Source organism: Lipingzhangella halophila (genome assembly GCF_014203805.1).
Lineage (GTDB): Bacteria > Actinomycetota > Actinomycetes > Streptosporangiales > Streptosporangiaceae > Lipingzhangella > Lipingzhangella halophila.
Window position 1 is genome coordinate 2,026,872 of record NZ_JACHJT010000001.1, and the last position, 22,351, is coordinate 2,049,222.

Consider the following 22,351-nt stretch of genomic DNA (forward strand, 5'->3'; position numbering starts at 1 on the left):
GCCGCGAAAAAGTCCGCACCGCATCCTAGGATTCCTGGTGTGGAGCAGACAGCAGAGACCCCGGTGCAGAACAGTTCGTCCACGGCTCGGGGAGACTCGCCCCCGGCCGGCCCGCAGCGGCTCCTGCTGCTTGACGGGCACTCCATGGCCTTCCGCGCGTTCTTCGCGCTGCCCGCCGAGAAGTTCACCACGAGCACCGGGCAGTCCACGAACGCCATCTATGGTTTCACGTCCATGCTGATCAAGCTCCTGCGCGAGGAGGAGCCAACGCACATCGCGGTGGCGTGGGACCGTTCGGAGCCCACGTTCCGCCATGACGAGTACGAGGACTACAAGGCGGGTCGCTCCGAGACCCCGGCCGAGCTGCCCGCGCAGATCGATCTGGTGCAGGAGCTGATGGGTCTGCTCGGGGTGCCCAGCGTGTCGAGCGCGGGGTTCGAGGCCGACGACGTCATCGCCACGCTGGCGCTGCAGGCCGGGGAACAGGGGATGGAGGTGCTCATCGCCTCCGGCGACCGCGACGCCTTCCAGCTGGTCACCGACGACTGCACGGTGCTCTACCCGGGCAAGAGCATTTCCGACCTCACCCGCATGACCCCAGAGCGGATCACCGAGAAGTACGGCGTTCCGCCGGAGCGGTACCGCGACCTGGCCGCGCTGGTGGGGGAGAAGGCCGACAACCTGCCGGGGGTCCCGGGGGTGGGACCGAAGACGGCGGCCAAGTGGATCACCAAGTACGGATCCGTCGACGGCGTGGTCGAGCGCGCAGACGAGCTCTCCGGTAAGGCGGGGCAGAGCTTCCGCGAGCACGTCGAGGATGTCCTGCGCAACCAGCGCCTCAACATGCTCGCGACCGACGTCGAGCTGGGCCGTTCCGTGTCCGAGCTGACGATGTCGCAGGCCGACCGCCCGGGCATCAACGACCTCTTCGACAACCTGGAGTTCGCCACCACGTTGCGCGACCGCCTGTTCTCGGTGCTCGGCGAGGAGGGTGCCGAGGAGCGTACGCAGGCCGATGACGGTTTCCGGGTCGAGTTGAGCGTGCCGGCCACCGGCGAGCTCGACCATTGGCTGAGTGCGCACGCCGTGCGCGGCGAGCGTGCCGGGCTCGCGGTCTCGGGCACGTGGGGCAGCGGGACAGGGGAGATCACCGGGCTGGCCATCGCCACACCGGCCGGCGCGGCCTGCTACGTCGACCCCACCGGCCTCGATTCTTCGGACGACGCCGCGTTGGCCCGTTGGCTCGCCGATCCCGATCGCCCCAAGGCGCTCCACGACGCCAAGGGACCGGTCCTCGCCATGGCGGCGCACGGCTGGCAGCTCGACGGCCTCACCAGCGATCCAGCTCTGGCCGCGTACCTGGTGCAGCCGGGCCAGCGCAAGCTTGACCTGGTTGACCTCTGCCGCCGCTTCCTCAACCGGGAGCTGGAGGAGAACGCGGTCGACGGCGACCAGATGGCGCTGGACATCACGGGCTCGGGAGACAACGGCGCCGCCGAGCGCCAGGACCTCGCGCTGCGTGCCCGGGCCACGCTCGACCTGGCCGACGGGCTCGACCCCGACCTTGAGAAGCGCGGAGCGGCGCGTCTCCTACGCGACCTGGAACTTCCCCTGGTGCGGGTGCTGGCCGGGATGGAACGTGTCGGCATCGCCGCCGACCGCGCCTACCTCGACGGACTCGAAGCGGAGTTCGCGACCGAGGTGCGCAAGGCGGTCGAGCAGGCGCACCAGGTTGTCGGGCGCGAGTTCAACCTGGGCTCGCCCAAGCAACTGCAGCAGGTCCTCTTCACCGAGCTGGAACTGCCCAAGACCAAGAAGATCAAGACCGGCTACACCACCGATGCCGACGCCCTGGAGTGGCTGGCCACGCGGACCGACCACGAGCTGCCGCACATCCTGCTGCGGCACCGCGACCAGACCAGGCTGCGCACGACCGTCGAGGGCCTGATCAAGACCGTGGCCGAGGACGGCCGGATCCACACCACCTACAGCCAGACGGTGGCCGCCACCGGGCGGCTCAGCTCCACCGAGCCCAACCTGCAGAACGTCCCGGTGCGCACCGAAGCCGGGCGGCGCATCAGGCGCGCGTTCGTGGTGGGCGAGGGGTACCAGGACCTGCTCACCGCCGACTACAGCCAGATCGAGCTGCGGATCATGGCGCACCTGTCCGAGGACGAGGCGCTCATCGAGGCGTTCCAGACCGGCCGCGACTTCCACGCCGAGATCGCCGCGCGGGTGTTCAACATCGGGGTCGAGGGTGTCGACGGCGAGGCGCGCGCCCGGATCAAGGCGATGAACTACGGGTTGGCCTACGGGTTGAGCGCGTTCGGGCTGTCCGGCCAGTTGGGCATCACACCCGATGAGGCCCGCGGCCTCATGGACGACTACTTCGCCCAGTTCGGGCGGGTGCGCGACTACCTGCACGAGGTGGTCGAGCGCGCGCGGCGCGAGGGCTACACCGAGACCATGCTGGGCCGCCGCCGCTACCTGCCCGACCTCACCAGCGACAACCGGCAGCGGCGCGAGATGGCCGAGCGGATGGCGCTGAACGCTCCGATCCAGGGGTCGGCGGCCGACATCATCAAGGTGGCCATGCTCGACGTGTACGCGGGGCTGCGCGACGGCGGGTTCGAGTCCAGGATGCTGCTCCAGGTGCACGACGAACTCCTGCTGGAGGTCACGGGCCCGGAGCTCGACGCGGTGCGAAACCTGGTTTCGGAGAAGATGGGCAACGCCTATGATTTGCGGGTGCCCCTGGCCGTGTCAGTGGGTATTGGTACCAACTGGCACGACGCCGCGCACTGAGCGGCAGCCCGGCGGGCCCGGCGACCCGGTCGAAGGGAGGCGACAGCGATGGGCCGCGATCTTGTGGTCGGCGGGAACGTGCGCGTGCCCGAGACGGAACTGCGCTGGCGCTTCTCCCGTTCGGGCGGCCCGGGCGGGCAACACGCCAACACCTCCGACACCCGCGCGGCGCTCTCGCTCGACCTGGAAGCCACCCGTGCGCTCACCCCGGAACAGCGCGAACGTGCCGTGCGGCGGATCGGCGACCGGCTGAGCTCCGGGGTGCTCACCGTGACCGCCGAGGACACCCGGTCGCAGGTGCGCAACCGCGAACTGGCCCGGGAACGCCTGGCCGCGCTCCTGGCCGAGGCGATCGCGCCGCCGGCGCCCAAGCGCCGCGCCACGCGTCCCGGCCGGGGCGCCCGCGAGCGGCGGCTGGCGAGCAAGCGGCGCAGGTCCGATGTGAAGCAGAAGCGAACGCGGCCCCGGTCGTCGGGCAGTGACGCATAGTGCGTGAATGCGGCCGTTGAGAGTTGTACGCCGTGAAGGGAAAGCGGTAGGGCTCTGTTCCACTGCGTGGCAAGTGTCATAGACTGCCTCGTTTGGGGTGTTCATCCGCTTCGCGGGCCCCGTTCCGATTGACCAGGGCGCCCGCGTCTCATATTCTGACCGAAGCGTTGTGGATTCGCGTGCGCAACTCGACCTCGGAGATGGTGCCGAGTGTGACAGCCAGATCGCATACTCGACCCGGCTTCCGGGAGGCGAGCGGGCGCGACGGCTAGTCGGTACTCCGGGTGCGCGAAGGGGTTACGGGAGGCGAATGTTCTCCCGTCTCGGCGTTGTTCCCTTCGGATAACTGATGGGGCCGTTCGAAATCCGCGGCGTTCCTATTCAGTCCATGTCCGTATCCGGAGTCCACCCACACATGACGAGCAGTACCGAGGCCACCTCGACACCCCAGGTAGCGGTCAACGACATCGGGTCCGAGGATGCCTTCCTCGCGGCGATCGACGAGACCATCAAGTACTTCAACGACGGTGACATCGTCGAAGGCACCATCGTTAAGGTCGATCGAGACGAGGTCTTGCTCGATATCGGTTACAAGACCGAGGGCGTTATCCCTTCGCGTGAGCTGTCGATCAAGCACGACGTCGACCCTGGCGAGGTCGTCACGGTTGGTGATCACGTCGAAGCCCTTGTCCTGCAGAAGGAGGACAAGGAAGGCCGGTTGATCCTGTCCAAGAAGCGCGCGCAGTACGAGCGCGCCTGGGGGACGATCGAGAAGATCAAGGAAGAGGACGGCGTCGTCACCGGCACGGTGATCGAGGTCGTCAAGGGCGGTCTGATCCTCGACATCGGGCTGCGCGGCTTCCTGCCGGCCTCGCTGGTGGAGATGCGCCGGGTACGCGACCTTCAGCCCTACGTGGGGCGGGAGCTCGAGGCCAAGATCATCGAGCTCGACAAGAACCGCAACAACGTTGTGCTCTCGCGGCGCGCCTGGCTGGAGCAGACCCAGTCCGAGGTTCGCCAGACGTTCCTCAACACCCTGCAGAAGGGTCAGATCCGCAAGGGCGCCGTGTCGTCCATCGTCAACTTCGGCGCGTTCGTCGACCTTGGCGGGGTCGACGGACTGGTGCACGTCTCGGAGCTGTCCTGGAAGCACATCGACCACCCGAGCGAGGTTGTCGAGGTCGGCCAGGAGGTCACCGTCGAGGTTCTCGACGTCGACATGGAGCGCGAGCGCGTGTCGCTTTCGCTCAAGGCGACCCAGGAAGACCCCTGGCAGCAGTTCGCCCGCACCCACCAGATCGGCCAGGTTGTGCCCGGCAAGGTCACCAAGCTGGTTCCGTTCGGCGCGTTCGTGCGTGTCGAGGAGGGCATCGAGGGCCTGGTGCACATCTCCGAGCTGGCCGAGCGCCACGTGGAGATTCCCGAGCAGGTCGTTCAGGTCGGCACCGAGATCTTCGTCAAGATCATCGACATCGACCTCGACCGCCGGCGCATCAGCCTCTCGCTGAAGCAGGCCAACGAGAGCGTCTCGCCGGACCAGGTCGACTTCGACCCGACGCTGTACGGCATGACCGCGGAGTACGACGAGCTCGGCAACTACAAGTACCCCGAGGGCTTCGACCCCGACAGCGGCGAGTGGCTCGAAGGCTACGAGGCGCAGCGCGACCAGTGGGAGCACGAGTACGCGCTCGCCCAGGCCCGGTTCGAGGCGCACCGCAAGCAGGTCGAGGAGATGCAGAGCGCCGAGACCGAGGAGCCGTCCGCTGCCGAGCCCGAGGCCGAGGACGAGCAGCAGCAGCCGGCCGCACCGAGCCGCCCCAACAACCAGGCGAGCAACAACAACGCCGCGAGTGAGGCGGCTGCGGGCGGCGCCCTGGCCTCTGATGAGGCCCTGGCGGCGCTGCGCGAGAAGCTCGCTGGCGGCGGGGAGAACTAGGCTGTAGTTCCCACGCGGCACCGGCGCGAGACACGCGTCACCGAGGGCCGCCTCCCGACTGGGAGGCGGCCCTTCGTTAGGCTCGGGCGCATGCTGCGCGTAGGACTCACCGGGGGGATCGGCTCCGGTAAGAGCGAGGTCTCCCGGCTGTTGTCCGGGTACGGCGCCCTCGTGATCGACGCCGACCAGATCGCCAGGGAGGTGGTCGAACCCGGCACGCCCGCGCTCGCGGAGATCGCGGCGGAGTTCGGGACCGGTGTTCTCACCCCCGAAGGCGCTCTCGACCGGCCCAAGCTGGGCGAGATCGTGTTCGCCGACAAGAAGCGGCTCGAACGGCTGAACGGGATCGTGCACCCGCGGGTGGGCGAGCGCACCGCGGAGCTCATGGAACAGGCGCCGGACGACGCCATTGTGGTCTACGACGTTCCGCTTCTGGTGGAGAACGGGCTCGGGTCGATGTACGACGTGGTCGTCGTGGTCGACGCCCCCGAGGACGTGCAGGTCGAGCGGGTCGTGTCCAACCGGGACATGTCTCGGGAGCAGGCCCGCGCGCGGGTACGCGCCCAGGCCACCCGGGAACAGCGGCGCGCCGTGGCCGACATCGTGATCGACAACTCCGGCGACCTAGAGAACCTGTCCCGCCAGGTCGTCGACGTCTGGGAGGAACTGCGCAAGCGGAGCTGACGCCGGGGCGACCGCTCCGGGCCATCCCCGCCCGGGCAGGGTTACCGCAGTGTGCCCTGCTCGTGGAGCTGGTCCATGACCAGTTGGACACCGGGGGCGCAGCGTGGGCGCTCGGCGTAGGACAGCCAGGCCAGTTCGGCGATCTCGCCCTGCTTGGCGGGCTCACCGTCTCCCTCGGCGGTAAAGCAGGCGAGGCGCACCCGTGTGCCGTCCGGGTAGCCGTGTGCGGCCTCGTGGACGACGGTGAAGGCCGCGACGGTCTCCGGGCGCAACCGGACGGAGACCTCCTCCTTGACCTCGCGCACCACCGCATCGGTGTCGCTCTCCCCGACCTCGCGCTTGCCGCCGGGCAGGTAGAACAGGTCGTTTCCGGTGGTGCGTGCCGCGAGCATGCGGCCGTCCCGGACGTGGACCCAGGCGAGCACGTCCAGGACCGGTGGCGCGGCGGCGCCGTTCTCCACCGAGGGGTCGGGGGGCTGCCACCGCGGTGTTGGCGTGCGGTAGTGGCGGATTCTGTCCAATAGGGCCGCCGGCTCGCTGTCGGACAACAGCATGTCGCGGGACTCGGCCGTGAGGAACCCCTCGCCGACCATGTGGGCCACGAACTCCCGTAGTGGCCGGTAGAACCCGTCGACGTCGAGCAGCGCCAGTGGTTTGCGGTGCAGCCCGAGGTGTCCCCATGTCCAGATCTCGAAGAGCTCCTCCAGCGTCCCGATTCCTCCCGGCAGGGCGACGAACCCGTCGGCGAGCTCGGCCATGAGGGCCTTGCGTTCGTGCATGTCGGCGACGATCCGGAGGTCGGTGAGCCCTTGGTGGGCGAGTTCCCGGTCCACCAGCTGGCGGGGGATGACACCGGTGACCTCGCCGCCGGCGCCGAGCGCGGCGTCGGCGACCACCCCCATGGTGCCGACACTGGCACCCCCGTAGACCAGGCCGATCCCGCGCTGGGCCAGTAAGGTGCCGAGCTCACGTGCCGCGGCGGCGTAGCGTTCTCCACGACCGGTCGAGGAACCGCAGAAGACACAGATTCGCATGGGAGCACCTTACGAGCTGTGGCGGCGTTCCGGCGTTGCCGGGTGCCCGCCGTAGCGGGGCCCGCGCCTCCGGTGGAGGCCCGGCCTGCGCTCGGAATCCTTCGCGGGCGCGGCATGTTGTCACCGGCGGGTTATAGCGTGGAGCGATAGCCAGAACCAAGGGGGGCTGAGGCGACGTGCGACCGGTGACCGACATCCAACGCACCGTGGCACCGTTCGAGGTGGTTTCGGACATGGTTCCCGCGGGGGACCAGCCGGGAGCGATCGCCGAGCTGAGCCGCAGGATCAACAACGACGCCAAAGACACTGTGCTGTTGGGGGCCACCGGTACCGGGAAGACCGCTACGATGGCCTGGCTCGTCGAGCAGGTGCAGCGGCCCACCCTGGTTATGCAGCCCAACAAGACGCTCGCCGCGCAGTTCGCCAACGAGCTGCGCGAGATGCTGCCGAACAACGCGGTCGAGTACTTCGTCTCCTACTACGACTACTACCAGCCCGAGGCGTACGTCCCGCAGTCCGACACCTTCATCGAGAAGGACTCGTCGATCAACGACGAGGTCGAGCGGCTCCGGCACTCCGCCACGAACTCGCTGCTCACCCGGCGCGACACGATCGTGGTCTCCTCGGTGTCGTGTATCTACGGCCTGGGCACCCCGCAGGAGTACGTGGACCGGATGGCCATGCTCGAGGTCGGCATGCAGATCGACCGCGAGGAACTGCTGCGCAAACTGGTCGAGATGCAGTACACGCGCAACGATGTGGCGTTCACCCGGGGGACGTTCCGGGTCCGCGGCGACACCGTTGAGATCATCCCGGTCTACGAGGAGCTGGCGATCCGCGTCGAGATGTTCGGCGACGAGATCGAGCGGCTGCTGACGCTGCACCCGCTCACCGGCGAGGTGGTCGGTGAGGACGAGAAGCTGCACCTGTTCCCCGCGTCGCACTACGTCGCCGGCCCCGAGCGCATGGAGCGCGCGATCGGCCAGATCGAGGCGGAGCTGGCCGAGCGCCTTGGGGAACTCGAAGGGCAGGGCAAGCTCCTTGAGGCGCAGCGGCTGCGGATGCGTACCACCTACGACCTCGAAATGCTGCGCCAGGTGGGCTCCTGCTCCGGGATCGAGAACTATTCGCGGCACTTCGACGGCCGCGAGCCCGGAAGCGCGCCCAACACGCTGCTGGACTACTTCCCCGAGGACTTCCTGCTGGTGGTGGACGAGTCACACGTGACCGTCCCGCAGATCGGCGGGATGTACGAAGGCGACGCCTCGCGTAAGCGCACCCTGGTCGACCACGGGTTCCGGTTGCCGTCGGCGCTCGACAACCGGCCGTTGCGGTGGGAGGAGTTCCTGGAGCGCATCGGGCAGACGGTGTACCTGTCGGCCACGCCCGGCCCCTACGAGCTGCGGCAGAGCGGCGGCGACGTCGTGGAGCAGGTGATCCGGCCCACCGGGTTGGTCGACCCCGAGGTGGTCGTGAAGCCCACGAACGGCCAGATCGACGACCTGGTGCACGAGATCCGGGTGCGCGCCGAGCGCGAGGAGCGGGTCCTGGTCACCACGCTGACCAAGAAGATGGCCGAGGACCTGACCGACTATTTCGCCGAGCTCGGCCTGCAGGTCCGGTACCTGCACAGCGAGGTCGACACGCTGCGCCGCGTCGAGCTGCTGCGCGAGCTGCGGGGCGGCGAGTTCGACGTGCTTGTGGGCATCAACCTGCTGCGCGAGGGTCTCGACCTGCCCGAAGTCTCGCTGGTGGCGATCCTGGACGCCGACAAGGAGGGGTTCCTGCGCTCCGAGCGGTCGTTGATCCAGACGATCGGCCGGGCGGCGCGCAACGTTGCCGGCCAGGTGCACATGTACGCCGACAACATCACCGACTCGATGCGCGTCGCCATCGACGAGACCAACCGGCGCCGCGTCAAGCAGATGGCCTACAACGAGGAACACGGCATCGACCCGCAGCCGCTGCGCAAGCGGATCGCCGACATCCTCGACTCGCTGGCCCGTGAGGACGCCGACACCGAGACCCTCATCGGCGGCGCCACCCGCCAGCAGAGCAGGGGCAAGGCGCCTGTCCCCGGCCTGTCCTCCACGGCCGCGGGAGAGCGCTCCGCCGATGTGCGGAAGATGCCGCGCACCGAGCTGGCCGAGCTGATCGACCAGCTCAGCGAGCAGATGCACCAGGCGGCGACGGACCTGCAGTTCGAGCTGGCGGCGCGGTTGCGCGACGAGATCAAGGAGCTCAAGCGCGAGATGCGCGGCATGGAGGCCGCGGGGGTGGACTGACGGCTCGCCGGTGGACTCCTGTTGCGCACGAGAAGTGTTCGAATATATGTTCGAACTCCATTCGGGTGGAAAGGAGTGCTGGGCATGGCGCTGGGTATCCAGATCACCTTCGACGCGAACGACCCCGCGGCGCTGGGCCGGTTCTGGGCGGAGCTGCTCGGCTACGTCGAGCAGCCGCCACCGGGCGGGTTCGCCACCTGGGGCGCCGCCCTCACCGCGCTGGGTGTTCCCGAGGAGCAGCGTCGCGGCAACACTGCATACGCCATTGTTGATCCCGCGGGCCAGGGTCCGCGAGTGCTGCTGAAGAGAGTGCCGGAGGGAAAGACCGCCAAGAACCGGGTGCACCTCGACGTCAATGTCGCCGGCGGGCTGCCCGATGACCAGCGGCGGCTCAAGGTCGCCGAAGAGGTGGACCGGGCCGTGCGTATGGGGGCCATCCGAGTCCGCGAGGTGGATGAGCCCGCGGGCTACTGCATCGTCATGCGCGATCTGGAGGGCAACGAATTCTGCCTGCAGTGAGTTCGTGCTGGTCGTATGGTTGAGGGGCACGGGCAAGCAGAATCGTGTCCGCCTGGCAGTGAGTATTGTTGCCGGAATGTGACTACGAGTCGGATAGCGTGGTGCGGCGTGGGGCGATAGCTGGCCCGGGATTGCACCGCCGCGATTTTCTGCACAAAACTCCATAATCATGGGCAGTTCTCGACACACGGATGTGTCCGAAACGCTACGGTTGTCGGGGCGCGACGTTATGTAGTCAAGCCGATCCGGTGATGCCACGCCGCCCAGCCGCGGCGCGTGCGGCCAGGGAGGGATAGATGAGCGGTTATGTCGCGCGGGTGCGGCATGACGAGTCACCCGGTGCCGGCGCAGAGTTCGACCATCTTGTCGAGTCCGCGGCGAAGCGGTGGGCGGCGATCGACCCACTGCTGCCCAAACCGTCGCGTCCGCGCCCCAGCGGCTATCCGCTGCTGACCGTCAGCGACGGTCTCGGGCCGCCCGTGGCGACGGGAACGATGCTCTACTCCTGGTACCAGCCCGGAGACGTCGGCCGCACCTGGGGGGTGCCCGACCAGCACTGGCTCACCCCGGTCGTCGGCGGCCCCGACCCCGAGGCCGCGCTCGACTCCCTGCTCAGCAGTTGGCGGGAGCAACTGGAGAAGCTGCCGACCGGTACCGGTTCGGAGTCCGCGGCGCTGCTCACCTGGCCCGCGCGCGACATCTGCGGCGTGCTCCCGCTGCAGCGGCACGGCCTGCAGCCGCAGCGCGTCCTCGCGGCACGCAGACGCCGCAGGGGCGTGCCGCCGTCGCTTCCGCCGCGCGACGTCACGATCCGACTCGCCGAAATGCAGGACCTGGCGGATGTCGTCGGCCTGCTGATGGAGGAGCACCGCTACGAGGAACACTTCGGCGGGGTGTTCATCCAACCCGAGACCCCGGAGCAGACGCGCCGCGTCGTCATGCGGGCGCTGGGCCGGACACCGTCCTGGATCTGGCTCGCCGAACGCCGCGGGCGGCCGGTGGGGCTCGTCTGGGTCTCGCCTCCGGAGCGGGCGCGCTGGGCGGCGCCGCTCGTCGACGCCGGCCCCGCGGCCCACATCGGCTACGGGCTGGTGGCCGAGAGCGAACGCGGCCACGGTATCGGCACCGCCCTGGTGAGCTATGCCCACCAGGCACTCGATTCCTACGGCGTCTCGTGCACCCTGCTCAACTACGCCGTGACGAACCCGCTGTCCGGCCCGTTCTGGAACCGCATGGGGTACCGCCCCGTCTGGATGACCTGGGAGAGCCGCCCGGCGCTGGCCATGCGGTGAGGCCTTGGGGCGCGCCGATGCCCGCGCCGGGCGGCGCGGGCCGGCCAACACACGGGCCGAGGGGGTCTGGTGCGCCGGCGCTCCGTCCGATTACCGTCACCGAATGCCGCGTATGGCGATTGCGCGGTGTGCCGGACGAGACGGGAAGGGGCGGGAATGCGTGTGATGGTGCGCGGGACCGGTGGCGTCGCGGGAGCCACCGTACTGCTGATCGCCGCAGCGGCGGGGCCCGCGGCCTCCGGAGACAACGGTGCGCCGGAGGGCCGGGACCCGGTCGCGGTGGGTACTGGCGGCGCCGTGGCCACCGTTGACCCCGACGCCACCGAGGCCGGCCTGGACATCCTCCGCTCGGGCGGCAACGCCGTGGACGCGGCGGTGGCCTCCGCGGCCGCGCTCGGGGTCACCGAGCCGTACTCGGCCGGGCTCGGCGGGGGCGGGTACTTCGTCTACTACGACGCCGCCGACGGCGAGGTGCGCACCCTTGACGGCCGGGAGACCGCGCCCGCCGCCATGGCCGAGGACGCCTTCCTGGAGGAAGGCGAGCCCATTCCCTTTGACGAGGCCGTCACCTCGGGCCTCTCGGTGGGCGTTCCCGGCACTCCGGCCACCTGGGAGCACGCCCAGGACGCGTGGGGCAAGAAGTCGCTGAAGAAGGTCATGGGTCCGGCGATCGAGCTGGCCGACGACGGCTTCGTCGTCGACGAGACGTTCCAGCGGCAGACGGCCGACAACGCGGAGCGCTTCGCCGACTTCCCCGACACCGCGGAGCTGTTCCTGCCCGGCGGGGCGCCACCGGAACCGGGCACCGTGCTGCGCAACCCCGATCTCGCCGACACCTACCGGACCTTCGCCAAGGAGGGCACCGGCGTCCTCGAAGGCGAGATCGGCGCGGATATCGCCGAGACCGCCGCCAACCCGCCGGTCGCGCCCGACGCCGAGCGCGAGGTCCGATCCGGCCTGCTGAGTGAGCAGGACATCGCCGAATACGGGATCGTGGAGCGCGACCCGACCCACGTGCGGTACCGCGGGCTCGACGTCTACGGCATGGCGCCTTCGTCCTCGGGCGGTTCCACCGTGGGCGAGGCGCTCCAGATCATGGACACCTTCGACCCCGCGGAGGCCGGCGACACCGGGCTGCGGCACGTGATGCTGGAGGCGAGCAAGCTCTCGTTCGCCGACCGCGGCGCCTACATCGGCGATCCCGCGCACGTCGACGTGCCACTGGAGACACTGCTCTCCGAGGACTACGCGCGCCAGCGCGCCTGCCGGATCGACCCGGACGCGGCACAGGAGGCCCCGGTGCCGGCCGGGGACGTCGAGGCCGAGGAGGGCTGCGGCGGGGGCGACGCGGCGGACACGCCCGGCACCGAAGGCCCCTCCACCACGCATCTGGTCGCCGCCGACCGCTGGGGCAACGTCGTCTCCTACACCCTGACCATCGAGCAGACCGGCGGCAGCGGCATCACCGTTCCCGACCGCGGGTTCCTGCTGAACAACGAGCTCACCGACTTCGAGTTCGAGGCGTCCGAGTCCGGCCAGGGCGGCGCGAACCTCCCGGGGCCGGGCAAGCGGCCGCGCTCCAGCATGGCGCCCACGCTCGTGCTCAGCGACGGCGAGCCGTGGCTGGCCGCGGGCAGCCCGGGCGGACCGACGATCATCACCACCGTTCTGCAACTGCTGGTGGACCGGGTCGACCGGGGCACCACGCTGCCGCAGGCGGTGGAGGCACCGCGGCTGTCGCAGCGCAACACCGCACAGACCAATGCGGAGCCGGGCTTCCTCGGCACCGACGAGGAGGAGCGGCTGGCCGATCGCGGGCACAGCTTCGAGGAACTCGCCGAGATCGGCGCGGCAACCGCCCTGGAGGTCGGCGACGACGGCGTGATCACGGCGGTCGCCGAGTCCGAACGCCGCGGCGGTGGGCACGCGGCCGTGCTGCGGCCGCGGGAGTAGGCAGCGTTCTTCGGCTCGCGGGCTCGCGCGGTCGGGCGCCGAACAGCCGGGAACCTTCGGGGCCTGCAGAACCCCGGCGGCGCCGGACCCGCCGGGGGCGGCGAGGACGGTGGGTGGGGCGGCCCGCGCCCATCGGTGCGGGTGCCCGGTGGTGGCGCACCCGACGAGGGCGGCGAAGGCGGCGGATGGGCTGGCCCGCGGTGGTCGCTTCTGGTGCCCGGTGGTGGCGCGTGCGACGGGGGTGGCGGCCGGTGACGGGGGTGTCTGTTGTGATGCTCCTATCGAGGGTGACTGTGGGGACATTCTCGGCGCGGAACATGTCCGCACAGTCAGTTTCAGCGTGCGTGAACCCGCGACTCGCCCGCTATGTCCGGATTGTGGGCGGCCTGGGCGTCGATCTTGAGGATTGCGTTCCTTTACCGCGCGGTAAAGGAACGCAATCCTCAAGATCGACGCAAAAATCGGACGAGCCCCGCGTCGGGCGACACCAGGAAGCACCCCCCGGAGCCCTGCGCCGTCCTTGCTGCTCTCGTCGCGCGCGGGTACCGGCGGGCACCCGCAGCGGTTACTGGGGCCGGCCCACCCACCGTCCTCGCTGCCCACGTCGGGAGCGCCACCACCGGGCACCAGAACCGACCCTCGCGGGCCGCCCCACCCGCTGCCTTCGCTGCCCTCGTCGGGCGCTCAACCCCCCCCACATCACCGATTGAGCCGCCGAGGTGTGCGACGCGGCACCACGAGGGGTCCGGGTGCCGGCGGTGACGTGGAGCGGGGCGCGGTCGCCCACCCTTGGGAAGGGCCGCGCCGCAGGAGACGCGTGCCGTGTCCGATCCACGGGTCACCGGCCCCAGGCAGGGCCGGTGACCCGTGGATGAGGGACGACAGCCCAGGGAACGGCGCCGGCCGGGCTCCGCACTGTTATCCTGGTGGCCCGTGGAGTCCGAGGTGATGGCGAGGAGCAACCGCCCCGCTGCCGGGCACCGCACGGTCGCCCGTCCGACTCGGGCGATCCGTAGCCATTCGACCACGGGAGCACCATTTGGCAACCGCCGCGAGTACCAAACATCTCTTCGTTACCGGCGGAGTCGCCTCCAGCCTTGGTAAGGGCCTGACCGCATCGAGCCTCGGGCGGTTGTTGAAGTCACGTGGGCTTCGGGTCACCATGCAGAAGCTCGACCCCTACCTCAACGTCGACCCCGGAACCATGAACCCGTTCCAGCACGGTGAGGTGTTCGTCACCGACGACGGGGCCGAGACCGACCTCGACGTCGGCCACTATGAGCGCTTCCTCGACACGGAGCTGTCGGCGTCGGCGAACGTGACCACGGGCCAGATCTACTCCAGCGTCATCGCCAAGGAGCGCCAGGGCGCCTACCTGGGCGACACGGTTCAGGTGATCCCGCACATCACCAACGAGATCAAGGCGCGGATCTACGCGATGGAGAGCGCCGGCGTGGACATCGTCATCACCGAGATCGGCGGCACGGTGGGCGACATCGAGTCGCAGCCCTTCCTGGAGGCGGTGCGCCAGATCCGGCACGAGATCGGCCGGGACAACTGCTTCTTCCTGCACGTGTCGCTGCTGCCGTTCCTCGGCCCTTCCGGCGAGCTCAAGACCAAGCCCACCCAGCACTCGGTGGCGGCGCTGCGCAGCATCGGTATCCAGCCCGACGGCATCGTGTGCCGGTCCGACCGGTCCATCTCGCAGAGCCTGAAGGAAAAGATCAGCCTCATGTGCGACGTGGACATCGGTGGCGTGGTGTCCACCCCCGACGCGCCCTCGATCTATGACATTCCCAAGGTGCTGCACCGCGAGGGCCTGGACGCGTACGTGGTACGCCGGCTGGGCCTGCCGTTCCGCGATGTCGACTGGACCGAGTGGGACGAGCTGCTGCGCCGCGTCCACCGGCCGGAGCACGAGGTCACCATCGCCCTGGTCGGCAAGTACATCGACCTGCCCGATGCCTACCTCTCGGTCACCGAGGCGCTGCGCGCGGCCGGGTTCGCCGAGGACACTCGGATCCACCTGCGCTGGGTGGCCAGCGACAACTGCGCCACCGAGGACGGCGCGGCCCGCGAGCTGGGCGACGTCGACGGCATCCTGATCCCCGGAGGGTTCGGGGTACGCGGGATCGAGGGCAAGCTGGGCGCCGTGTGCTACGCGCGCGAGAACGCTGTTCCGCTGCTGGGGATCTGCCTGGGGCTGCAGTGCATGGTGATCGAGTACGCGCGCAACGTCGTCGGTATGGACGGCGCCAACAGCGCCGAGTTCGAGGACAAGGCGAAGCACCCGGTGATCGCGACCATGGCGGACCAGGCCGATGTCGTGGCCGGTGAGCGCGACATGGGTGGCACCATGCGGCTCGGTCTCTACCCGGCCGAGCTGGCCGATGGGTCGATCACGCGCGAGGTCTACGGGGAGGCGCGGGTGTCCGAGCGGCACCGGCACCGCTTCGAGGTGAACAACACATACCGGGCGAACCTGGAGGAGTCGGGGATGGTGTTCTCCGGTCTCTCGCCTGACGGCAGGCTGGTCGAGTACGTGGAGCTGCCGCGCGAGGTCCACCCGTTCTTCGTCGCCACCCAGGCCCACCCGGAGCTGCGTTCCCGCCCCACGCGCGCCCATCCGCTGTTCACCGGGCTGATCTCGGCGGCGCTGGACCGGGTAGGTGCCGTGCGATGAGCGGCGACCACCGCGAGACGATCGCCGACACCGCGGAGTCCTGGCCGGTCGAGCGCAGCGCCGAGCGCTACCGGGGCGCCAAGTCCGGCATGCGCACCGACTGGGTCCGGATGCCGGGAGCGGACGGCCCGGAGGTCGTGCAGCGCGACTTCCTGGAACACCCGGGGGCGGTGGGCACTCTGGCGCTGGACAACGACGGGAGGGTGCTGCTGATCCGGCAGTACCGGCACGCGGTGGCCCACCAGTTGTGGGAGCTGCCGGCGGGCGTGCGTGACCAGGACGGCGAGCCGCCCGTGCGCACCGCCCAGCGGGAGCTGCTGGAGGAGGCGGGGTACCGCGCCGAGCGGTGGCACGCGCTCGCCGACTTCTTCCCCTCGGCCGGTTTCTCCACCGAACGGATCCAGGTGTTTCTGGCCCGCGGCCTCACGGAGGTCCCCGCCGCGGAGGTCGACTTCGAGCGCGTCTACGAGGAGGCGGACCTGCCGATCGAGTGGCTCTCGCTGGACGACGCGGCCGCCGCCGTGCTGGCGGGCCGGCTGCACAACAGCGTCACGGTCGTTGGCGTCCTCGCCGCCGTGCACGCCGCGCGCGAGGGGTTCGACTCGCTGCGTCTCGCGGAGTGACCCGGTGCCCAGCGAGGATGGCGTTGAGGGTGCCCTGGGGGCGGCCGTGCGGCGTTACCTCGACCATCTCACGGTGGAGCGCGGGCTGGCCGCGAACACCCTCAGCTCGTACCGCCGGGACCTGCACCGCTACGTCGGTTATCTCGCGGAGCTGGGGCACTGTGAGCTGGCCGGGGTGAAGCCGGGCGACGTCACCGGGTTCCTCGCGGCGCTGCGCGAGGGCGACGCCGAGAACGGTCCTCTGGCCGACGCCTCCGCCGGGCGCGCGGTGGTCGCGGTGCGCGGGCTGCACGCGTTCGCGCTGCGCGAGGGGATCACCGACGCCGACCCGGCGCGCGAGGTCCGGCCGCCGGCGCCGCCGCGCCCGCTGCCCAAAGCGCTCTCGCTGGAGCAGGTGGAGGCGCTGCTGCGGGCGGCCGGCGCGGAGGGGGACCACCGGGCCCTCCGCGACCGCGCGTTGGTGGAGCTGCTGTACGCCAGCGGGGCGCGGATCTCCGAGGCGGTGGGGCTCGACGTCGACGACGTCGACCACATGGGCGCGCCCGCCGCGGACGGGGACGGCGCCGAGCAGAGCGGCGCCGACGAGGTCGGTGTGGTCCGGTTCCGCGGCAAGGGGGGCAAGCATCGGCTGGTCCCGATCGGCCGCTATGCCCGCGGCGCCATCGACGCCTACCTCGTCCGGGCCCGTCCGGCCCTGGCCCGCTCCGGGCGCGGCACTCCCGCATTGCTGCTCAACGCGCGGGGCGGTCGGCTGACCCGGCAGGGCGCCTGGGGCGTGCTGCGCGCCGCCGCCGACCGGGCCGGGCTGGGGGAGGCCTCACCGCACACGTTGCGGCATTCCTTCGCCACGCATCTGCTCGACGGCGGTGCCGACGTGCGCGTGGTCCAGGAGCTTCTGGGGCACGCCTCGGTCACCACGACGCAGGTGTACACCCTGGTCACGGCGGACCGGCTGCGGGAGGTGTACGCGGCCAGCCATCCTCGCGCGACGCGGTGAGCGCGGCACCGCGCCGGTGGCCGCGGGCGGGTTGGGCGCGCTCGGGAGCCGGAGGCGATACGGTCGGGCGCGCGCAACCATTTCGTCACGCGGGGCGCAACCGAGCCGTAGAGTGTCGCGTTGAATCTCGCGGCATACAGGTTCTAGAGTCGCCGCACGGCGATTCGTTGCTGTCGACATATTGAGTTTTTTCCGACGGCTGGCTAACCGGTGGTGTCGACGCCCGGTGTGGCCGGTCCGTAGGGAGGTCAAGGGTTGTGAGCTGGTCTGACTACGACGGTCCGGAGGCTGGGGAGCCTCGTACCGACAACGAAAAGCCTGATGGGCCGGCGAGCACCCCATGGGGGGAAATGCACAGTACGGGGGCGGATCTGCAATCCACGAGGCCGAAACCTGACTTTCCGGAGCCGGTGCGGCTGGATGAACATGGTCCGGCAAGAATTGTAGCACTGTGTAATCAGAAAGGTGGAGTCGGTAAGACCACCACGACCATCAACCTCGGGGCGGCCATAGCGGAGTACGGAAGACGGGTGCTGCTCGTCGACTTCGACCCGCAGGGGGCGCTGTCCGTCGGCCTGGGCCGGCTCGATCCGCGTGAGCTCGACCTCACCGTCTACAACCTGCTGATGCAGCGCGACGTCACGGTGGAGGACGTGCTGCTGAAGACGGACGTCGACGGTCTCGACCTGATCCCGAGCAACATCGACCTGTCGGCCGCCGAGGTGCAACTGGTCGGCGAGGTCGCCCGGGAGCACATGCTGGCCCGCGTGCTGCGCCCCGTGATCGACGACTACGACGTCATCCTGATCGACTGCCAGCCGTCCCTGGGCCTACTCACCGTCAACGCGCTCACCGCGTCCGACGGCGTGGTTGTGCCCTTGGAGTGCGAGTTCTTCGCGCTGCGCGGGGTGGCGCTCCTCATGGACACGATCCAGAAGGTCCAGGAACGGTTGAACGAGAGCCTCGTTATCGACGGGTTCCTCGGCACCATGTACGACCCCCGCACGCTGCACGCGCGGGAGGTGCTCTCGACCATCATCGACGGGTTCGGCGACAAGGTGTACGGCACGGTTATCAACCGGACTGTCCGGTTCCCGGACGCCACGGTCGCCGGGGAGCCCATCACCCGGTTCGACTCCGCGTCGGCGGGCGCCAACGCCTACCGCGAGCTCGCGAAGGAGGTGCTGGCCAGGTGGCCAGTCAGCGATCACAACGCGTGATCCTGCCGGGAGCGGACGAGATGTCCTTCCGCTCCGCGGAGTCCGCGGAGCCCGAGTCGGTGCCCCGCGCCGCACACCAGGATCCACCGCCGGAGCAGCCGGCGCAGACCACGTCGGCGTCATCGGTGTCCGCGCCCACCGCCGCGGCGCCGGGACGCTCGCACCAGACTCGGGTGGCGAAGCCGCGGGCGCCGGAACCGAGCGGACGGCAGCGCCACGACGAGAAGATCACGGTGTACGTTTCGGCGCCGGAGCTTCTCGCGCTGGAGCAGACCCGGCTGACGCTGCGGGCCGACCACGGCCTGGCCGCCGACCGGGGCAGGATCGTCCGCGAGGCGGTCGGGGTGCTCCTCGCCGACTTCGCGGAGCACGGAGAGTCCAGCCTGCTGGTGCGCCGGCTCCTGAAGGAGTGACCGGGCACTGGGGTGGTGCTGACACCCTGGACCTATGACGCTACATCGCCCGGGCTCGGCCGCATGAGCACCGAAGAGGAGACCGCCGAGACCGCCGGCGGCGGCTTCCAGGTGCACCTGGACAACTTCGAGGGGCCCTTCGACCTGCTCCTGGGGCTGATCTCGAAGCATAAGCTGGATGTCACCGAGGTTGCCCTGTCCAAGGTCACCGACGAGTTCATCGCGCACATCGACGCGTACGGCGAGGAGTGGGACCTGGACCAGGCCAGTCACTTCCTTGTGGTGGCGGCCACGCTGCTGGATCTGAAGACGGCACGGCTGCTGCCGCGCGGCGAGGTCGACGACGAGGCCGACCTGGAACTGTTGGAGGCCCGCGACCTGCTGTTCGCGCGGCTGCTGCAGTACCGCGCGTACAAGGAGATCGCGGCGCTTCTCTCGGAGCGCCTGGGTTCGCAGGGCCGGCGCTTCCCGCGTGCGGTGACGTTGGAACCGCGGTTCGCCGAGGCGCGGCCCGACGTGTTCATCAAACTCGGGCCGCAGGAGTTCGCCGCGCTGGCGGCGCGGGTGCTCACCCCCGCGGAGCCGCCCAGCGTCCCGGTCAGCCACATCCACCAGCCCAGGACCTCGGTGCGCGAGGAGGGGGCGACGGTGGTCCAGCGGTTGCGCGCCGCCCAGACACTGACGTTCGCGGAGCTGATCGCCGACTGTACCGATACCTTCGAGGTGGTTGCCCGGTTCCTCTCGCTGCTGGAGCTGTACCGGGCCGCGAACGTCGAGTTCGACCAGCCCGAGCCCCTCGGGCGGTTGGTCGTGACGTGGACCGGCGAGGCCGACGGGGAGGTCACCCTCGCCGACGAGTTCGACCGGGCGAGGAACGAGCAGGAGAGCGAGGAACAGCCGTGACCTGGGGTGAGGCCACGTCCGAGGAGAGCGCGCCCGTTTCGCGGCCGGATTCCGGCGGTGAGCACGCCGAGCTGCGACGGGGCCTGGAGGCGGTGTTGATGGTGGTCGACCAGCCGGCCACCGAGATCGATCTCGCGCGCGCCTTCGACCGCAGCGTGGGGGAGATCTCCGACACCCTCGAAGAGCTCTCGCGCGAGTACACCGAGCAGGGGCGGGGGTTCGATCTGCGGCACGTCGCCGACGGGTGGCGTTTCTACACCCGGCCCGAGCACGCCGACATCGTCGAGCACTTCCTCAAGGAGGGCCAGGAGGTGCGGCTCACCCAGGCAGCCCTGGAGACCCTGGCGGTCGTGGCCTACCGCCAACCGGTCGCGCGCGGCCGGGTGTCCGCTGTGCGCGGTGTGAACTGTGACGGCGTTATGCGTACCCTCGTACTGCGGGGTCTGATCGAGGAGACCGGGCAGGACCCGGAGTCCGGCGCGCTGCTCTTCCGCACCACGAATTACTTCCTGGACCGGCTCGGCCTGCGCAGTCTCGACGAGCTTCCGGACCTCGCGCCATTTCTGCCTGACGACATCGAAGGTATAGACGACACCGGTGAACGCACCACGTGAGAATCCAAAGTCCCGCGGTGAGCGGGGCTCCAACGACCAGCGCGGTGAGCGCGGTCGGTCCGCACCGCGCGGTGAGCGCGGAGCCGGCTCTGGCGGCAAGGGCGGCCCGAAGCGGCGCGACGACAAGGCCCCGGAGCGCAAGGGCGCCAAGGAACGCGGCGGCAACCGTCGCGATGGCGCCGCGCGTGGCGGCACGGGCAACCGCGAGACCAAGAACGACAAGAGCGCCCCCGCCAACCGTCGCGATGGCGGTGCGGGCGAGCGCCAGACCAAGGGCGGTCCGAAGGGGCGCGACGACAAGGCCCCGGAGCGCAAGGGCGCCAAGGAACGCGGCGCCGACCGCCGTGAGGGCGCCGCGCGTGGCGGCACGGGCGAGCGCCAGACCAAGCCGGACAAGGGTTCCCCCGCCTACCGCCGCGGCGGTGGGGGCAAGGAGCAGCGTCCCGGATCCGGCGATCGGACCGGCCAGGGCGAGCAGACCGGGAAGCAGTCCGAGAGCCGGCTCTCCGTAGCCGCCCGCGAACGCCTGGCCGCGCTGCGCGCCGACTACGAGCCCGGTGACGGGGACCTGCCCGATGACCGCGACGAGTACCAGGACGTGCCGGGCGGGATCCGGCTGCAGAAGGCCCTCGCGCAGGCCGGGGTGGCCAGCCGGCGCGCGAGCGAGGAGATGATCGCGGCCGGCCGCGTCACGGTCGACGGCCACCTGGTGCGCCGCTTCGGGGCCCGGGTCGACCCGAACACCTCGGAGGTCCGGGTCGACGGAATGCGCGTGGCCACCGCGCCCGACCTGATGTACTACGCCCTGAACAAGCCGCGCGGGGTGGTCAGCACGATGTGGGACCCCGAGGGCCGCCGCACCCTCGCTGACTACACGGGGCAGACCGAGGAGCGGTTGTTCCACGTCGGCCGCCTCGACACCGAAACCGAGGGCCTGATCCTGCTGACCAACGACGGTGAGCTGGCCAACCGGCTGACCCACCCGCGCTACAAGGTGGTCAAGACCTACGTCGCCAAGGTGCCGGGACCGGTGCCGCGCGGCGTCGTGACCCAGGTGCGCAAGGGCGTAGAGCTGGAGGACGGTCCGGTCAAAGCCGACTCGTTCCGCGTGCTGGAGAACCTGGAGCCCAAGGCCCTGGTCGAGGTGCAACTGCACGAGGGGCGCAAGCGCATCGTGCGGCGGCTGCTTGACGCCGTGGGCCATCCTGTCCACGAGCTGGCGCGTACGCGGATCGGCCCGATCGGCCTGAACGCGCTCAAGCCGGGAACGGTGCGGGTCCTCACCGCGAAAGAGGTCAGTGAGCTCTACACTGCCGCTGGGATGTAGCCCCAGCGCTGGGAGTCTTACGGCGCGACCGAGTGACGAAAAGGACGGGACGACACGTGGCGGTACGAGCGGTCCGCGGTGCGGTGCAGGTGGACGCGGACGAGCGGGAACTCATCCTGGAGGCGACCACTGAGCTGGTCTCCGCGGTGATGCAGCGCAACGAGCTGACCACGGACGACGTGATCAGCGTGCTCTTCACCACCACCTCCGACCTCACCGCGGAGTTCCCGGCGCTGGCCGCGCGCAAGCTCGGCTTCACCGATGTCCCGCTCATGTGTGCCGGCGAGATCGCGGTGCCGCACGGCCTGCCGCGCGTGGTGCGGCTCATGGCCCACGTCGAGACCGATCGTCCCAAGTCCGAACTGCAGCACGTCTACCTGCGCGGCGCCCAGGCGCTGCGTCTGGACATCGCGCAGTAGACGCGCGAATCCAGGCACGGGTTCCGCGCCGAACCCGGCCGCGGGGACACCTCCGGCACCGGGAGTGACCCCGCGGCCGGGTTCGGCGCGAGGCGCGCTGCCCCTCCCCGGGTCCCTTACGCTGGGGAGAACGATTTTCAGGCCGGGACAACGGG

General features: G+C 70.0%; 18 protein-coding genes. 17 read left to right on the top strand and 1 reads right to left on the bottom strand.

Translation table 11 applies throughout. The features are described 5' to 3' along the window. Nucleotides 1-39: 39 nt before the first annotated feature. The 4 genes from polA to coaE all read left to right on the top strand — a co-directional run bounded on the left by polA (nt 40) and on the right by coaE (nt 5,914). On the top strand, nt 40-2,805 hold the full coding sequence (gene polA / locus F4561_RS09160; protein WP_184576654.1) for a DNA polymerase I: 2,766 nt from the start codon (nt 40-42) through the stop codon (nt 2,803-2,805). Between the two features lie 48 nt (nt 2,806-2,853). Then, nucleotides 2,854-3,294, top strand: a complete 441-nt coding sequence (arfB, locus tag F4561_RS09165) for an alternative ribosome rescue aminoacyl-tRNA hydrolase ArfB (RefSeq protein ID WP_184576656.1) — start codon at nt 2,854-2,856, stop codon at nt 3,292-3,294. Between the two features lie 415 nt (nt 3,295-3,709). Continuing rightward, nucleotides 3,710-5,230 (top strand): 30S ribosomal protein S1, encoded by a 1,521-nt coding sequence (gene rpsA / locus F4561_RS09170; protein WP_184576658.1) that lies wholly within the window; start codon nt 3,710-3,712, stop codon nt 5,228-5,230. Nucleotides 5,231-5,320: 90 nt separating this feature from the next. Then, on the top strand, nt 5,321-5,914 hold the full coding sequence (gene coaE / locus F4561_RS09175) for a dephospho-CoA kinase (protein ID WP_184576660.1): 594 nt from the start codon (nt 5,321-5,323) through the stop codon (nt 5,912-5,914). A 41-nt stretch (nt 5,915-5,955) separates the two neighbouring features. Here the strand turns inward: coaE and F4561_RS33910 are convergent, their stop codons facing one another. Further along, on the bottom strand, nt 5,956-6,948 hold the full coding sequence (locus tag F4561_RS33910; RefSeq protein ID WP_184576662.1) for a TIGR00730 family Rossman fold protein: 993 nt from the start codon (nt 6,946-6,948) through the stop codon (nt 5,956-5,958). A 176-nt stretch (nt 6,949-7,124) separates the two neighbouring features. On the opposite strand from F4561_RS33910, the gene uvrB reads away from it, so the two are divergent. The 13 genes from uvrB (at nt 7,125) to aroH (ending at nt 22,196) form a co-directional block, all read left to right on the top strand. Beyond that, entirely contained in the window at nt 7,125-9,233 is a 2,109-nt protein-coding gene (gene uvrB / locus F4561_RS09185) for an excinuclease ABC subunit UvrB (protein ID WP_184576664.1), read from the top strand. Between the two features lie 84 nt (nt 9,234-9,317). Then, nucleotides 9,318-9,752 (top strand): VOC family protein, encoded by a 435-nt coding sequence (locus F4561_RS09190; protein WP_184576666.1) that lies wholly within the window; start codon nt 9,318-9,320, stop codon nt 9,750-9,752. A 296-nt stretch (nt 9,753-10,048) separates the two neighbouring features. Beyond that, nucleotides 10,049-11,044, top strand: a complete 996-nt coding sequence (locus tag F4561_RS09195) for a GNAT family N-acetyltransferase (RefSeq protein ID WP_184576669.1) — start codon at nt 10,049-10,051, stop codon at nt 11,042-11,044. Nucleotides 11,045-11,200: 156 nt separating this feature from the next. Next, a complete protein-coding gene (ggt, locus tag F4561_RS09200; protein ID WP_246437172.1) occupies nt 11,201-12,997 on the top strand; it encodes a gamma-glutamyltransferase in 1,797 nt (598 codons plus the stop codon). A gap of 1,039 nt (nt 12,998-14,036) precedes the next feature. Then, a complete protein-coding gene (gene pyrG, locus F4561_RS09205) occupies nt 14,037-15,680 on the top strand; it encodes a CTP synthase (protein ID WP_184576671.1) in 1,644 nt (547 codons plus the stop codon). Beyond that, nucleotides 15,677-16,303, top strand: coding sequence for an NUDIX domain-containing protein (locus F4561_RS09210; protein ID WP_184576673.1), 627 nt, complete (start codon nt 15,677-15,679; stop codon nt 16,301-16,303). The genes pyrG and F4561_RS09210 overlap by 4 nt, the downstream gene beginning before the upstream one ends. Nucleotides 16,304-16,307: 4 nt before the next feature. Continuing rightward, nucleotides 16,308-17,300: a site-specific tyrosine recombinase XerD gene (locus F4561_RS09215; RefSeq protein ID WP_184576675.1), complete on the top strand. Its 993-nt coding sequence runs from the start codon at nt 16,308-16,310 to the stop codon at nt 17,298-17,300. A 257-nt stretch (nt 17,301-17,557) separates the two neighbouring features. Next, complete coding sequence (locus tag F4561_RS09220) at nt 17,558-18,520, top strand: ParA family protein (RefSeq protein WP_312885197.1); 963 nt, start codon at nt 17,558-17,560, stop codon at nt 18,518-18,520. Further along, the gene (locus tag F4561_RS09225; RefSeq protein ID WP_312885198.1) at nt 18,493-18,933 is read left to right on the top strand and encodes a hypothetical protein; all 441 of its coding nucleotides are present in this window, start codon (nt 18,493-18,495) and stop codon (nt 18,931-18,933) included. The genes F4561_RS09220 and F4561_RS09225 overlap by 28 nt, the downstream gene beginning before the upstream one ends. 63 nt (nt 18,934-18,996) lie before the next feature. Then, nucleotides 18,997-19,836 (top strand): segregation and condensation protein A, encoded by an 840-nt coding sequence (locus tag F4561_RS09230; protein WP_184576678.1) that lies wholly within the window; start codon nt 18,997-18,999, stop codon nt 19,834-19,836. Between the two features lie 71 nt (nt 19,837-19,907). Further along, complete coding sequence (gene scpB, locus F4561_RS09235) at nt 19,908-20,450, top strand: SMC-Scp complex subunit ScpB (RefSeq protein ID WP_246437510.1); 543 nt, start codon at nt 19,908-19,910, stop codon at nt 20,448-20,450. Beyond that, the gene (locus F4561_RS33645; protein ID WP_184576680.1) at nt 20,434-21,777 is read left to right on the top strand and encodes a pseudouridine synthase; all 1,344 of its coding nucleotides are present in this window, start codon (nt 20,434-20,436) and stop codon (nt 21,775-21,777) included. The genes scpB and F4561_RS33645 overlap by 17 nt, the downstream gene beginning before the upstream one ends. 56 nt (nt 21,778-21,833) lie before the next feature. Then, nucleotides 21,834-22,196 carry a chorismate mutase gene (gene aroH / locus F4561_RS09245; protein WP_184576682.1) on the top strand — a complete coding sequence of 121 codons (363 nt, stop codon included), beginning with the start codon at nt 21,834-21,836 and terminating at the stop codon, nt 22,194-22,196. The last annotated feature ends 155 nt before the right edge of the window (nt 22,197-22,351 follow it).

Coding starts and splice junctions, on each gene's coding strand:
- arfB (WP_184576656.1), top strand. CDS start 2,854: ATGGGCCGCGATCTTGTGGTCGGCGGGAACGTGCGCGTGCCCGAGACG.
- rpsA (WP_184576658.1), top strand. CDS start 3,710: ATGACGAGCAGTACCGAGGCCACCTCGACACCCCAGGTAGCGGTCAAC.
- coaE (WP_184576660.1), top strand. CDS start 5,321: ATGCTGCGCGTAGGACTCACCGGGGGGATCGGCTCCGGTAAGAGCGAG.
- F4561_RS33910 (WP_184576662.1), bottom strand. CDS start 6,948: ATGCGAATCTGTGTCTTCTGCGGTTCCTCGACCGGTCGTGGAGAACGC.
- F4561_RS09190 (WP_184576666.1), top strand. CDS start 9,318: ATGGCGCTGGGTATCCAGATCACCTTCGACGCGAACGACCCCGCGGCG.
- F4561_RS09195 (WP_184576669.1), top strand. CDS start 10,049: ATGAGCGGTTATGTCGCGCGGGTGCGGCATGACGAGTCACCCGGTGCC.
- ggt (WP_246437172.1), top strand. CDS start 11,201: ATGCGTGTGATGGTGCGCGGGACCGGTGGCGTCGCGGGAGCCACCGTA.
- F4561_RS09210 (WP_184576673.1), top strand. CDS start 15,677: ATGAGCGGCGACCACCGCGAGACGATCGCCGACACCGCGGAGTCCTGG.
- F4561_RS09230 (WP_184576678.1), top strand. CDS start 18,997: ATGAGCACCGAAGAGGAGACCGCCGAGACCGCCGGCGGCGGCTTCCAG.